This window comes from Knoellia tibetensis, from assembly GCF_048606415.1.
Taxonomy (GTDB): Bacteria; Actinomycetota; Actinomycetes; order Actinomycetales; family Dermatophilaceae; genus Knoellia; species Knoellia tibetensis.
In genome coordinates this window covers 1,819,695-1,832,701 of sequence record NZ_JBMBWF010000001.1, presented here as the reverse complement: position 1 = coordinate 1,832,701, position 13,007 = coordinate 1,819,695, and the positions used below count along the sequence as shown (strand labels likewise).

The window sequence follows — 13,007 nt, the reverse complement described above, 5'->3', positions numbered from 1 at the left end:
CTTCATGTCCACGTCTCGCGCACCCACGCGTGCGCCGGGTCGTCGGTGATGAGCCAGGCCCGCTCCGTGCCCGGCCCGGCCATGACGTTGAGGTAGTAGAGGTCGGCGTCGGGCGCCGCCATCGCCGGACCGTGCCAGCCGTGCGGGACGAGGACGACATCGCCTGTGCGGACCTCGGCGAGGACGTCGATCGGCCGCTCGCCGGTGCCGTAGACGCGCTGGTAGCCGACCGGGTCGGTGCCACGCGCGTCGGTCGAGCGCGTCTCGAAGTAGTAGATCTCCTCGAGCTCGGACTCCACGCCGGGCCGGTCCTCGTCGTGCTTGTGCGGCGGCCACGAGCTCCAGTTGCCGGCCGGCGTGATGACCTCGCAGACGAGGATCGCGTCGGCGTCGAGCACCGGCGGCAGCCCGAAGGCCCGCACCTCGCGGCTCGCGTTGCCCGCGCCACGTGCCTCGGGTGCCGCCTCGTCGGCGGCGATCCGGCGCGGCTCGCGGTCCATCGTGGCCCGAGCTCCGCACAGCGCGACCCGTGCAGGGCCACCGCTCGCGCGGACCGTGACCGTGCGCCGACGCGGGAGGTATGCCGTGTCGCTCGGCCCGTCGAAGACGCTCGCCCGCCCGTCGAGCCGGATCGGGTCGGAGCCCGGGACCTCGATGGTCACCGAGCCGGACAGGGGCACGACGACGAGCTCCTCGTCGCCGGTGTCGTGCTCGATCGCGCCACCGGCCTCGAGGTGCGCCACCCGCAGCGAGGTGTGCTGCCAGCCGTCCACCGCGTCCGTGATGGCGACGGCGAAGTCGCCGTCGGAGGCCTCGCCGAGCCGGCGGACCCAGCGGGCGTTGTCGGCGCCGACGCCGGAGCGCGTCATGACCGACCCCCGTGGACGAGCTCCGAGGCGATGTCGACGGCCCCGGCGACGTCGCCGTCAGGCGGATAGAGGAGGGCGCGTCCGACGACGAGACCGGACACCGACGGGAGCGAGAGCGCGTCGGACCACGCGGCATACGTGTCGTGCGGGTCGCCCTGCGGGTCGCCACCGAGGAGCAGCGTGGGCAGCGTCGTCGCGTCCATGACCCGGGCGAGGTCGTCGACGACGGGCAGCTTGAGCCAGGTGTGGGCGCTGCTCGCCCCGAGGCCGCTCGCGATGGCGATCGAGGCGATCGTCGAGTCGGGGTCGAGCAGGTTGCGGACGCGTCCGTCCTCGACGACCGAGAGGAAGGGCTCGACCATCGCCATGAGCCCGTGGGCGGCGAGGTCGGTGACGGCACGAGCGCTCGCCTCCAGCGTCGCCGCCGTGCCTGCGTCACCGAGGCAGATGCGGGTGAGCATCTTGCCGCCGTCGATGCCCCGAGCCGCGAGCTCGGCCGCGGTGTAGGCGGTGAACCGGTCGTCGAGCTCGAAGACGGCGCCCTGGAGACCGCCGCGGTTCATCGAGCCGATGGCGACCTTGTCGTCGAGGGCGCCGAGCAGGAGCAGGTCGTCGAGGATGTCGGGGGTGCCGAGAACGCCGTCGACCCCGGGACGCGAGAGGGCGGTGACGAGCCGGTCGAGCAGCTCGCTGCGGCTCGCCATGGCCGTGACGTCACCTCGCACGCCCAGCGCGCCACGCGCCGGGTGGTCGGCCGCGACGAGGAGCATCCGTCCGTCGTCGGCGACGAGCGGCCGGCGACGGCGCTCGCTCCAGGCCTTGGCGATGCGGCCGGGGTCGGTGGCGCGGACACGCGTGAGCTCGGCGACGTTCATCAGACGGTCCCCACCGGTCGCAGCGCGTCCTCGACCTCGTCGGTCGTGGGCATGGCGGTCGAGCACTCGAGCCGTCCGGCGACGATCGCCCCGGCCACGTTGGCGAACTCGAGGGTGCGGCGCAGATCCCAGCCGGAGAGCAGCCCGTGGACGAAGGCGCCACCGAAGGCGTCGCCGGCGCCGAGGCCGTTGACGACCTCGACGTGGAAGGGCGCGACCTCGACCCGCTCGTCGCGGGTGGCGGCGAGCACGCCGCGCGGTCCCTGCTTGACGACGGCGAGCTCGAGCCCACGGTCGAGCAGGGCGTCGGCCGCCCGCTGGGGGTCGGTCTCGCCGACGGCGACCTCGCACTCCTCGCGGTTGCCGATGGCGATCGTCACGTGCTCGAGCGCGCGCTCGACCTGGGTGGTGGCCTCGGCGGCGGACTCCCAGAACATCGGGCGGTAGTCGAGGTCGAGGATCGTGTGCTCGCGCCGCCCGCGCTCCTTCCAGAGAGTGAAGTGCGTTGCGCGAGACGGCTCCTGGGAGAGTCCTGTCACCGTCGACCAGTGCACGCGAGCGTCCCGCACGTCCTCGAGGATCGCCTCGGTCGGCTCGACGAGGAGGTCCGGCGCCGTCGGGTAGCGGTAGAAGGTGAGCGGGAAGTCGTCCGGCGGGTGCACCTCGCACAGCGTCACCGGCGTCGGCGGCACCCGGCCGGGATCACCGTCGATCGCGCTGATGTGGACCGGGTCGATCCCGAGCCGCTCGGCCTCGGCTCGCACGTAGCGCCCGAACGCGTCCGGCCCGACCTTCGTCACGAGGCTCACGCGCCGTCCGTGCCGCGCCGCGGCCACCGCGACGTTGGTCGCGCTGCCACCGAGGAACTTCTGGAAGGTCGAGACGTCCTCGAGCCCCACACCGTGCTGGAGGGGATAGATGTCGACTCCCGTCCGCCCGATCGCCACGAGGTCGTATGCCGTTCGCTCACCCATCGCTGCGCCCCGAGGTGCCCACCGCACCCGTTGCGTCCGGCGAGGTGACGCCCTGGCCACCGGAGGTGCGGACGTTGCGGACGAAGTCGAGCGACATGCGTACGTCCGCCAGCGGGTCGACCCCGGTCTGCGACGGCGGGCCGGTGAGGATGGTGTCCTGCTCGAGGACGTACCACCCGGCATACCCGGCGTCCTCGAGCGAGCCGACGATCGCGGCGACGTCGACGTCACCCTCGCCGAGCGGGACGTACATCCCCTCGGCGACCCCCTCGGTGTAGGCGAGGTCGCCCGACCGCACGCGGCCGGCGACGTCGAGCCGGACGTCCTTGAGGTGGACGTGGCCGATGCGGTCCGGGTGGCTGCGCGCGATGGCGACCGGGTCGCCGCCGCCGATGAGGAGGTGGCCGGTGTCGAGGCAGAGTCCGATGCGCGAGCCGGCGAGGACCCGCTCGGTCTCCTCGCCCGACTCGACGAGGGTGCCGACGTGCGGGTGGAGGGTCGCCGTGAGGCCGCGCGCCTCGGCGGCGGCGGTGATGAGGTCGAGGTTCTGCAGCAGCGTGTCCCACTGCGTGTCGTCGAGCTCCGGCCGGGCGTCGTAGCCCTCGACCCCCGTCGCGGCGGCGATGACGACGGTCGTCGCACCGGCGACGGTGAGCGCCTCCATCGCCGTCTCGACCTCGGGCAGTGGGTCGTGACCGGGGTCGTGGAGGACGGCGGGCACGAACTGCCCCACCGCCTTGAGCCCCGCGGCGTCGAGGGCCTCGGCCTTGGCGACCGGCTCGTCGGGCAGGAACCCGTCGGGGCCGAACTCGGTGGCGACGATCCCCACCTCGCGCATCTCGCGCAGCACGGTGTCGGGGTCGAGCTGGTGGCCCCAGTTCGGCACCTCGCACACGCCCCACGAGATGGGGGCGCCTGCGATCCGCTCGGCGAGCGGGGCGCGGGCGGTCGGGGTCGGGGTGCTCATGCGGGGTCCCCGCGAAGTATCTGGAGGAGCGCAGCGGGGCGGGTCCCACGCTTCGCGTGGGCGGAACTTCGTGGGGTGCTCATGCGGTGGCCTTCGCTCGGACGGGGGCATCGGGGATCTCGGACATGGCGACGACGCGGCGCTCTGCCCTCGAGAGCTCGCACGCCTCGGCGGTGCGGAACGCCTGGAGCGCGTCCCGGACCGTGCACGGGCTCGGGGTGCGGCCCGCAGCGACGTCGCAGAACGCGGTGAGCTCGGCGCGGTAGGCCGCGAGGAAGCGCTCCATGAAGGAGCGGTGCGGCGGGCCGGCGGGGAAGGTCGCTCCCTCCTCGGCCGAGCGCAGCGCGAGCGAGTCGTCGAGGCCGACGGCGATGCTGCCCGCCGACCCCATGACCTCGAGGCGGACGTCGTGCCCACCACCGCTGTAGCGGGTCGCCGTCGCGGTGACGAGGGTGCCGTCGTCGAGGGTGAGGACCGCGGCGGCGGTGTCGACGTCACCGGCCGCGCCGAAGAACTCGGCGCCCTTGTTCTCGCCGGTCGCATAGACGGTCGCGACCTCGTGACCGGTGACGAACCGGACGATGTCGAAGTCGTGCACCGAGCAGTCGCGGAAGATGCCGCCGCTCGTCGGGATGTAGGCCGCGTGCGGCGGCTCCTGGTCGTGGGTGAGCGCTCGCAGGGCGTGGACCGTGCCGAGCTCGCCGGACGCGACGGCGGCCTGCGCGCGCCGGTAGCCCGCATCGAACCGGCGCTGGAACCCGATGTGGACGGGGGTGTCGGTCGCCTCGCTCAGCTCGGCGAGCGCGATGGTCTCGTCGAGCGTCGCGGCGACCGGCTTCTCGCAGAACGTCGGTATGCCGGCCGCGAGCGCCTGGCGCAGCAGCGCGGCGTGCGCCGTGGTCGCCGTCGTGATGACGAAGGCGTCGAGACCGGAGCCGAGGAGGGTGTCGATGTCGGGCGCGTGGCGCAGGCCCTGCTCGGTCGCGACGCGCGCGGCGAGCGAGGAGTCGAGGTCGGCGACGACCACCTCGTCGACGGCGTCGAGCCCGGAGAGGGTGCTCGCGTGGAAGGCGCCGATGCGGCCCACACCGGCCAGTCCGATCCTCATGCCGAGAACTGTTCCGCTCCGCTCACCCTCCTGTCAACCTTTGTCCGGACATATGGTCATTTGCCCCTTGCTTCGCTACCCTTCCCGGCATGACGGCACAGCTCGTGGACGTGAGCATCGACCGGACCTCGCCGGTCCCGCTCTACCACCAGCTGTCCGAGCAGCTGTGCGCCGCGATCACCGACGGCCGCCTCCAACCGGGCGACCCGTTCGAGAACGAGGTCGCCCTCGCCCAGCGCCTCTCGCTGTCGCGACCGACGGTGCGCCGGGCGATCCAGGAGATGGTCGACAAGGGCCTGCTCGTGCGCCGTCGCGGCCTCGGGACCACCGTCGCCAACCGCAAGGTCCACCGCCGGGTGGCGCTGAGCAGCCTCTACGACGACCTCTCCCGCGAGGGCCGCGCGCCGCGCACCACGCTCCTCGAGCACGACACCGTCGTCGACGAGTCCGCGGCCGCGGCGCTCGACCTGCCGGCGGAGACCCCGCTCCTCGCCATCGTCCGCCTGAGACTCGCGGGGGACGCACCGCTCGCGGTCATGCGCAACTGGCTCCCGCCGGCATACGGCGACATCTCGCGCGACGAGCTCGAGGCGACCGGCCTGTATGCCGCGTTGCGCACCCGCGGCGTGCACGCCGTCGTGGCACACCAGTCGATCTCGGCGCGGATGCCGACGCCTGCCGAGCGCCAGCACCTGCGGATCCGCGGCACGCAGCCGGTGCTGACGATGACGCGGATGGCCTTCGACGGCTCGGGTGCTGCCGTCGAGTACGGCGACCACATCTACCGCGCCGAGGACTACACGATCGACCTCATGGTCGACGAGCGCTGACGTCTTCCTCGCCCAGGGCCGGCTCAGGACCAGCCGGGCGGGGGCGGCGGAGGTGGGGGCGTGCCGTGGTCGGGATCCGTTGACGGGGCCTGACCCGGCGGAGGCGGCGGCGCCGACGCGCCGGGCGGGGGCGGCGGGGTCGTCGCCGCCGGCGGTGGCGGTGCGGACTGCGCGGGCGGCGCCTGCTGCGGCTGGCCCGGGGGCGGCGGGGGTGGAGCGACCGGGCTGCCCGACATCCCGGCACCGGCGCCGGCCATGCCGGGCGGCGGGGGCGGTGTCGTCCGCAGCGAGAAGGAGCTGAGCCCGCCCTGTTGCTCGGCCTCCTGCAGCCCGGCCATCACGCGATCGCGCTCCCCCTCGGGCAGAGGGCGGCCGGTGGCCTCGAGGTAGGCGAGCACGCCGAGGTCGCGCAGCAGCCGGTCCGCGCCGGCCGAGGTGCCGCCCGTGCCCGGGGTGGTGATCCCGGCCTGCGACATCGCCGCGTCCGCCTTCGCGGAGAGCTCGGTCGCCGCCGCCTTGGCCTTGTCGAGGAATCCCACCGCTGCCTCCTGGAGCCGGTCCGCCACGTCGTCCACGTGTTCCTCCAAACGATAGGTCCGGCCCCCACCCGTCGAATACGTTTGGGAACAATCCACGTCGGACATCCGAGGGGCACGGGCGGCGTGACCCCGGGCCGGCGACGGCACAGGACAGGGGTCCCGACGATGGCCATCCACGGCTCGCTCTTCACCGACCACCAGGAGAACAGCTCTCAGGACCCGTTCTCGCACCAGAACAAGAAGCTGCTCAAGATCCAGATGGGCTACGGCGCCGTCTGGGCCAAGACGGGGAGCATGGTCGCCTACCAGGGCAACGTCCGCTTCCAGAACACCGGCAGCGGTGGGGTGGCGAAGTTCGTCAAGTCCGCGATGACCGGCGAGGGCGTGAGCGTCATGAAGTGCGAGGGGCAGGGCGAGCTGTTCGTCGCCGACCTCGCCAAGGACGTCCAGGTGATCTACCTCCAGGACGACATGGTGTCGGTCAACGGCAACAACGTCCTGGCCTTCTCCGGCTCGATCGACTGGGACATCCACCGGATCCAGGCTCGCGGGGCGGCGATGACCGGTGGCCTCTACAACGTCTCGCTGCGCGGCACCGGCTACGTCGCCGTCACGACCGAGGGCGAGCCGGTCGCCCTCAACGTCGCCGGCGGCAACACCTTCGCCGACGCCCAGTCCGTCGTCCTGTGGACCGCCGGGGTGCGCAGCGACATCCGCGTCGACACCGGTGGCCTCGGCTCGATGCTGCGCGGCGGGTCCGGCGAGATGCTCCAGATGGCCTTCTCCGGCGAGGGCTACGTCCTCGTCCAGCCGAGCGAGTCGGTGCAGCAGGGCAGCCACGCGCAGTCCGGCCAGTCGCAGGGTGGGCTCGCGGGCGGGCTGGGCAACCTCCTGGGCAACTGACCCCGAGGAGCGGGGCCGTCGGGACGACGGCGCTGCGGCACACTTCCCCCATGCGCGAGCTTCACGAGCCGATGGACGCTGCGACCCTCCGTGCCATCCAGGCGCCCCTCAAGGAGCTCTACCGGGAGGAGCCGGACGAGGCCGTCGTCCACCTCACCGCTCGCGCCGACTGGCGTGACCCCGGGATCACGACGAGCGTCGACGTCTGGTCGGGCCGCACGCGCGCGGGCCTGCATCCCGCCACCGGCGGTGACGGCGACGACGCCTGCTCCGGCGACATGCTCCTCGAGGCCGTCCTCGCCTGCGCCGGCGTGACGATGCGCTCGGTGGCGACCGCCATGGGCCTCAACCTGCGCGCGGCGACGCTGCGAGCCGACGCCGAGTTCGACGCGCGCGGGACCCTCGGCGTCGACCGGGACGTCCCCGTCGGCATCACGGGCATCACCATCACCGCGACGGTCGAGTCCGAGGCGGACGACGAGACCCTCGCCCGACTCGCCGCGGCCACCGAGCGCTACTGCGTCGTGGGGCAGAGCCTGGCCGTCCCTCCGACGATCACCGTGCGCCGCAGCCGGCGCTGACCGTCGCCGAACCCGCACTCGGACTCCTCACAGCGGTCACGTGAGGAGCACCCAGCCGACCCTCGTACCCTTGAGCGTGTGAGCGAGACCCCCACCGGCACCACCACCGTCCCCGAGATCGACCTGTCCGAGCAGCAGCGCATCCGCCGCGAGAAGCGCGCGCGCCTCCTCGAGGCGGGGACGGCGGCATACCCTGTGTCGGTCGACCGGACCCATGCGCTCGCCGACGTGCGCGAGGAGTGGGGCCACCTCGAGAGCGGGCAGGAGACCGACGACGTCGTCTCTGTCGCGGGTCGCGTCGTCTTCGTCCGCAACACCGGCAAGCTGGCCTTCGCCACGCTCCAGGAGGGCGAGGGCATCCGGCTCCAGGTCATGCTCAGCCTCGCCGAGGTCGGCGAGGAGTCGCTCGCCGACTGGAAGGCGCAGGTCGACCTCGGCGACCACGTCTCCGTCACCGGCCGCGTCATCAGCAGCCGCCGCGGAGAGCTCTCGGTCATGGCGTCGAGCTGGACGATGGCCTCCAAGGCACTGCGCCCGATGCCGACGCTGCACAAGGAGCTCTCCGAGGAGTCGCGCGTCCGCCAGCGCTACGCCGACCTCATCGTGCGCCAGGAGGCGCGCGACATGGTCCGCACCAAGGCCCGCATCCTCAGCGCGATGCGCCACGAGCTCGAGGACCAGGGCTACCTCGAGGTCGAGACGCCGATCCTCCAGCTCGTCCACGGGGGTGCCGCCGCGCGTCCGTTCCGCACCCACCTCAACGCGTTCGACCAGGAGATGACCCTGCGGATCGCGCTGGAGCTCAACCTCAAGAAGGCCGTCGTCGGTGGCGTCGACCGGGTCTACGAGATGGGCCGCATCTTCCGCAACGAGGGCGTCGACGCGACCCACTCCCCCGAGTTCACGATGCTCGAGGCCTACCAGGCATGGGGTGACCAGAGCACGATCGCCGACCTCATCAAGGACCTCTACCTCGCCGCCGCGGACGCCGTCGGCTCGCGGCTCGTCGAGACCGACCGCGGCACCATCGACCTCGACGGCGAGTGGCGCTGGCTGCCGGTGCACCAGGCCGTGAGCGAGGCGGTCGGCGAGACGGTGACGATCGAGACCGACCTCGAGACCCTGCGCGGGCTGGCCGCGAGGCACGACGTCGCCATCGACCCGTCGTGGGAGCGCGACAAGGTCTTCCTCGAGCTCCTCGGCGAGCTCGTCGAGCCGACCCTGCTGCAGCCGACGTTCCTCTGCGACTACCCCGCGAGCGCCCAGCCGCTGGCGCGCCCGCACCGCAGCGAGCCCGGCCTCATCGAGGCGTGGGACCTCATCATCGGGGGCGTCGAGCGCGGTACCGGCTTCTCCGAGCTCATCGACCCCGAGATCCAGCGCGAGGTGCTCACCGAGCAGTCCCGCCGAGCCGCGGGCGGCGACCCCGAGGCGATGCAGCTCGACGAGGACTTCCTGCGCGCCCTCGAGTACGGCGCACCGCCCATGGGTGGCCTCGGCCTCGGCGTCGACCGGCTCGTCATGCTCTTCACCGGCGCCAACATCCGCGAGACGATTCTTTTCCCCCACCTCAAGCCGGAGGCGTGACATGTGGGACTCCGTGTGGCCCTATCTGGCCGCGATCCTGCCGACGATCATCGTTGCGGTGCTCTTCTATTTCCTCATGAAGCGGATCCTCGAGGGCGACCGTCGCGAGCGCCTCGCGCAAAGCCAATGGGAGTCAGAGCAGGCAAACGACCACAAAGACAATTCCCACTGATAATCTTCGCTCGACCTATTTCGACCGCGAAGGGAATTCAAGATGGCACAGCGCGTCCAGGTGCTGCTCGTCGACGACATCGACAACACCGATGCCGACGAGACGGTGACGTTCGCTCTTGACGGCGTGTCCTACGAGATCGACCTCAACAACGCCAACGCCACCAAGCTCCGCGACGCGCTGGCGCCGTGGGTCGGCCACGCACGCCGTTCGGGTGGTCGCAAGGCCACCGGCCGCAGCAGCAGTGGCGGTGGTGGCGGCGCGCGCCGCAAGGACGTCTCCGCCGTGCGCGAGTGGGCCCGCAAGAACGGTCACGACGTGAGCGAGCGTGGGCGTATTCCGGCCTCCGTCCAGGAGGCCTACGACAAGGCCAACCGCTGAGCTCGAGCGACATTTCGAAGGCGACGGCACCCGACCCGGGTGCCGTCGCCTTCGTCATGTCACGGCACCACGGATATCTCGAATTCGTCGGAGGGCGAGACCTCTCCACGCCGCTGACCAGCGCATTTGCATATTCCGTTGAATGGTGCAGGAATCTCACGGCACAGAACACCGCTGCGTATGCCGTTCCCGCGCCCCCTCAGGTGGCTGCCGCATTCGTCCTCCAGCACCTCCTGAGCATGCCCGCGCAGGCCGCTGCATTTGCGGCGGCCACCGGTCCGTGGCGGGTGGACCTCGGCTCGCTCGACGAGCCGGGGCTCTCGTGCGACCTCGCACCCGGGCTCTATCCCGATCGTGTGGGCTTCCGTCTCGTCGAGCTAGCCACGGCCGACCGCGAGGTCCGCATCGAGGAGGCGCGGACGGCATACCGGGCACTCGGCACGAGCATCGCGAGCGCCTACGACGTCGGGGTGAAGATGTCGAGCCGGCAGCGCCTCGGCATGGTCGACGACGTCTGGGAGATGGCCCTGCGCGAGGCCCGCGCGGCGACCGGCGACGGTTGGGGACCCAGCGTCGAGCGACGGTCGTGCTGCCTCATCTACGCCCTGCCGGGCTGCCACGAGTGCGCGGGCTGCCCCCGCCTCGCCACGACCTGAGTAGCCGTTCTCATGAGGCACCTGCCCCTGACCCGGCAGAGTGGCGCCATGGCAGTCCTCGCGCGAGCCCTCGGCATCGGGATGGCTGCTGCCCTGGCCTTCGCGCTGCTCATGATGGGCGACGACGGCGAGGGCGGCGCCAACATCGGGGCCGGGCTCGCGGTCTTCGCCGCCGTCGCCGTCGGCAGCTTCGGCTGGGCCCTCCTCGACGGGCTCGGCCGGACCGGCACGCTCGCGTGGTTCGACTCACGTGGAGATGACGACCCGGCGGATGGTCCCACCGCACTCCGGCCGCTGCTCGTCAGGTGGGCGCTCGTCTCGCTGCTCCTCGTCGTGCTCGTCCAGGCCCTGCGCGCGGCCGCGAGCAACGAGGGCCTCGTCGAGAACGAGGTGAGCACCATGCTCTTCCTGCTGCTCCTGGCAGCCGGACCTGCCCTCGCCGGCACGTTGCTCGGCTGGGCCGCGCGAAGGGCTCAGACCGGCTCGAACCGCCCGCCGGTGACGCGGTAGGCCACTGCGGCGAGGAGGGCCACGGCGACGCCGCGGCGTCAGGCGCCCTCACCCTCCTCGCGCTAGAGCAGGTCGGCGAGGAGGTCGCCATGCTCCTCGATGCGCTCGGCCATGTCCTCGAACATCACCTGCTCGAACACCTCGCCCTCGGCGCCGGCCTCGACCTCCTCCCACGTGCGCGGCGCCGCGACGCACGGCAGCTCGCGCCCCCGCAGCGAGTAGGGGCTGATGGTCGTCTTGGCGGCGACGTTCTGGCTCCAGTCGAGGAAGATCTTGCCGGGGCGCAGCGACTTCGTCATCTTCCACAGGACGAGGTCGGGGTGCTTCTTCGTCATCTCCTGCGCGAGCTGCTGGGCGAGGTCGCGCACCTCGTCGCTCGTGAGGTCGCCACCGAGCGAGGCATAGAGCTGCATCCCCTTCGAGCCGCTCGTCACGGGATAGAGCTCGAGCCCCAGCGCGTCGAGGCGCTCGCGCAGCAGGAGGGCGACCCTGGCGCACTCCTTCAGCCCGGCGGGACTTCCCGGGTCGAGGTCGATGACGAGCCGGTTGGGGTTCTCCCGCTCGCCGTCCTCGGTCACCGTCCACTGCGGCACGTGCACCTCGAGCGAGTTGAGGTTGACGAGGTAGACGAGGTGCGAGACGTCGTCGACCATCGGGTAGGTCACGTCGTCGACCCCGACCCGCGGCAGCCACGACGGTGCGCCGCTCGGCAGGTTCTTCTCGAAGAAGCTCTGGTCGGCGACGCCGTGGGGCCAGCGCACCCGCGTCACCGGGCGGGAGGCGATGTGCGGCAGCAGGATCGGCGCGACGCTGACGTAGTAGCTGAGCACCTCGCCCTTCGTCGTCTCGGTCGACGGGTACATGACCTTGCTCAGGCTCGAGAGCTTCATCGTCCGGCCGCCGACGTCGACGCGGGTGATCTCGGGCGTGTAGCGCTCAGGCATCGCTCACCTCGTGCAGGTCGGCGGGTGTGAGGTCGCTGCGGACCCCGAGGTATGCCGGCTGGCGCAGCTTCCCGGTCGACCCGCGTCCCAGGGACTGCACTTCCACGACGAGGCTGGGCTCGACCCAGAACGCGCCCGCCGAGTCCTCACGGGGCACGTCGTTGGAGAACGGGGAACCGCTGCGGCCCAGGGGTTGCAGGAGGCGGCCGACCCGTGCGCCCGCCGTGCCGGCGAGCCCCGCGCCGACGCGGCCGGCATACGCCCAACCACCCGCTCCGTCGGGGGTGCCGACGAGGACGGCACCGAGGCGGTTCGTCGTGCCGGTCTCGGGACGCCAGCCGCCGACGACGACCGAGAGGGTGGCGCGGTGCGGTGACTTACGCCAGTCCGGGGACCGGCGCCCCGCGGCATACGGGCTCGAGCGCCGCTTGCTGACGACACCCTCGAGCCCCTGCTCCCGGGTCGCCTCGAAGAGCTCCTCGCCGTCGTCGTAGACCGGTGGCACCTGCCAGGCGCTCGAGCGCAGGTCGAGACGCTCGAGGAGCTCGCGCCGGGCCGACCACGGCTGGCTCGTGAGATCGGAGCCGAAGAGGCGCAGCAGGTCGAAGGCCATGAAGGTCACCGGCCGCGTCGTCGCGAGCTGGGCCGCCTTGCGGGCCGACGAGACGTGCATCCGCTCAGCGAGCGCGGCGAACGACGGGAGGCCGCCGTCGAGCGCGACGACCTCGCCGTCGAGGAGGAGGTCGTCGTAGGTCTCGGCGAGGCCGGCCAGCTCGGGGAAGCTCACGGACACGTCGCGACCGGTGCGGCTCGAGAGCACGAGCCGGCCGTCGTGGACGTCGGCGAGGACCCGCATGCCGTCCCACTTCACCTCGTGGGCCCAGTCGGCGCCACGGGGGATCCCGTCGGCGACGGAGGCGAGCATCGGCTTCATCCGCCCATCCTGTCGCACGGGAAGTCGGTGCCCGTCCCGTGGCGCTCCTCTTCGGGTGCAGACGCGCAGGTCAGGTGCTGTATGACACCTGCTGCCCCCGGGTCCTTGCCGCCCGGCGCTCTTGGCAACTTCCGCCATTACGTTCTGTCGGTGCTACCGCCTAGTTTGATCCAGGCT

General features: G+C 72.0%; 16 protein-coding genes. 8 read left to right on the top strand and 8 right to left on the bottom strand.

Annotated features, from left to right (window positions below):
- Positions 1-2: 2 nt before the first annotated feature.
- From iolB to ACOJV7_RS08420, 5 genes are all read right to left on the bottom strand, one after another.
- A complete protein-coding gene (iolB, locus tag ACOJV7_RS08440) occupies positions 3-869 on the bottom strand; it encodes a 5-deoxy-glucuronate isomerase (protein WP_420189688.1) in 867 nt (288 codons plus the stop codon).
- Positions 866-1,744 (bottom strand): Cgl0159 family (beta/alpha)8-fold protein, encoded by an 879-nt coding sequence (locus tag ACOJV7_RS08435; RefSeq protein WP_420189687.1) that lies wholly within the window; start codon positions 1,742-1,744, stop codon positions 866-868. Before ACOJV7_RS08435 ends, iolB begins: the two co-directional genes overlap by 4 nt.
- The gene (iolC, locus tag ACOJV7_RS08430; RefSeq protein WP_420189686.1) at positions 1,744-2,718 is read right to left on the bottom strand and encodes a 5-dehydro-2-deoxygluconokinase; all 975 of its coding nucleotides are present in this window, start codon (positions 2,716-2,718) and stop codon (positions 1,744-1,746) included. Before iolC ends, ACOJV7_RS08435 begins: the two co-directional genes overlap by 1 nt.
- Positions 2,711-3,685, bottom strand: coding sequence for a TIM barrel protein (locus ACOJV7_RS08425; RefSeq protein ID WP_420189685.1), 975 nt, complete (start codon positions 3,683-3,685; stop codon positions 2,711-2,713). Before ACOJV7_RS08425 ends, iolC begins: the two co-directional genes overlap by 8 nt.
- Before the next feature lie 79 nt (positions 3,686-3,764).
- On the bottom strand, positions 3,765-4,793 hold the full coding sequence (locus ACOJV7_RS08420; protein ID WP_420189684.1) for a Gfo/Idh/MocA family protein: 1,029 nt from the start codon (positions 4,791-4,793) through the stop codon (positions 3,765-3,767).
- Positions 4,794-4,882: 89 nt separating this feature from the next.
- On the opposite strand from ACOJV7_RS08420, the gene ACOJV7_RS08415 reads away from it, so the two are divergent.
- Positions 4,883-5,623, top strand: coding sequence for a GntR family transcriptional regulator (locus ACOJV7_RS08415; protein ID WP_420189683.1), 741 nt, complete (start codon positions 4,883-4,885; stop codon positions 5,621-5,623).
- A gap of 23 nt (positions 5,624-5,646) precedes the next feature.
- Here ACOJV7_RS08415 and ACOJV7_RS08410 read toward each other — a convergent pair whose 3' ends face one another.
- The gene (locus ACOJV7_RS08410; RefSeq protein WP_420189682.1) at positions 5,647-6,198 is read right to left on the bottom strand and encodes a hypothetical protein; all 552 of its coding nucleotides are present in this window, start codon (positions 6,196-6,198) and stop codon (positions 5,647-5,649) included.
- 129 nt (positions 6,199-6,327) lie between these two features.
- Here ACOJV7_RS08410 and ACOJV7_RS08405 point away from each other — a divergent pair, with 129 nt between their 5' ends.
- The 7 genes from ACOJV7_RS08405 to ACOJV7_RS08375 all read left to right on the top strand — a co-directional run bounded on the left by ACOJV7_RS08405 (position 6,328) and on the right by ACOJV7_RS08375 (position 10,952).
- Complete coding sequence (locus tag ACOJV7_RS08405) at positions 6,328-7,065, top strand: AIM24 family protein (RefSeq protein WP_420189681.1); 738 nt, start codon at positions 6,328-6,330, stop codon at positions 7,063-7,065.
- 50 nt (positions 7,066-7,115) lie between these two features.
- The gene (locus tag ACOJV7_RS08400) at positions 7,116-7,646 is read left to right on the top strand and encodes an OsmC family protein (RefSeq protein ID WP_420189680.1); all 531 of its coding nucleotides are present in this window, start codon (positions 7,116-7,118) and stop codon (positions 7,644-7,646) included.
- Positions 7,647-7,724: 78 nt separating this feature from the next.
- On the top strand, positions 7,725-9,233 hold the full coding sequence (gene lysS, locus ACOJV7_RS08395) for a lysine--tRNA ligase (protein ID WP_420189679.1): 1,509 nt from the start codon (positions 7,725-7,727) through the stop codon (positions 9,231-9,233).
- A gap of 1 nt (position 9,234) precedes the next feature.
- Positions 9,235-9,405: a lysyl-tRNA synthetase gene (locus tag ACOJV7_RS08390; protein ID WP_420189678.1), complete on the top strand. Its 171-nt coding sequence runs from the start codon at positions 9,235-9,237 to the stop codon at positions 9,403-9,405.
- A 42-nt stretch (positions 9,406-9,447) separates the two neighbouring features.
- Positions 9,448-9,786 (top strand): histone-like nucleoid-structuring protein Lsr2, encoded by a 339-nt coding sequence (locus ACOJV7_RS08385; protein WP_420189677.1) that lies wholly within the window; start codon positions 9,448-9,450, stop codon positions 9,784-9,786.
- 203 nt (positions 9,787-9,989) lie between these two features.
- Positions 9,990-10,442, top strand: a complete 453-nt coding sequence (locus ACOJV7_RS08380; protein WP_420189676.1) for a (2Fe-2S)-binding protein — start codon at positions 9,990-9,992, stop codon at positions 10,440-10,442.
- 48 nt (positions 10,443-10,490) lie between these two features.
- Positions 10,491-10,952: a hypothetical protein gene (locus ACOJV7_RS08375; protein ID WP_420189675.1), complete on the top strand. Its 462-nt coding sequence runs from the start codon at positions 10,491-10,493 to the stop codon at positions 10,950-10,952.
- A gap of 62 nt (positions 10,953-11,014) precedes the next feature.
- Here the strand turns inward: ACOJV7_RS08375 and ligD (ACOJV7_RS08370) are convergent, their stop codons facing one another.
- Together ligD (ACOJV7_RS08370) and ligD (ACOJV7_RS08365) are read right to left on the bottom strand one after the other, a co-directional pair.
- Positions 11,015-11,896 (bottom strand): non-homologous end-joining DNA ligase, encoded by an 882-nt coding sequence (gene ligD, locus ACOJV7_RS08370; protein ID WP_420189674.1) that lies wholly within the window; start codon positions 11,894-11,896, stop codon positions 11,015-11,017.
- A complete protein-coding gene (ligD, locus tag ACOJV7_RS08365; protein ID WP_420189672.1) occupies positions 11,889-12,830 on the bottom strand; it encodes a non-homologous end-joining DNA ligase in 942 nt (313 codons plus the stop codon). Before ligD (ACOJV7_RS08365) ends, ligD (ACOJV7_RS08370) begins: the two co-directional genes overlap by 8 nt.
- Positions 12,831-13,007 lie beyond the last annotated feature (177 nt).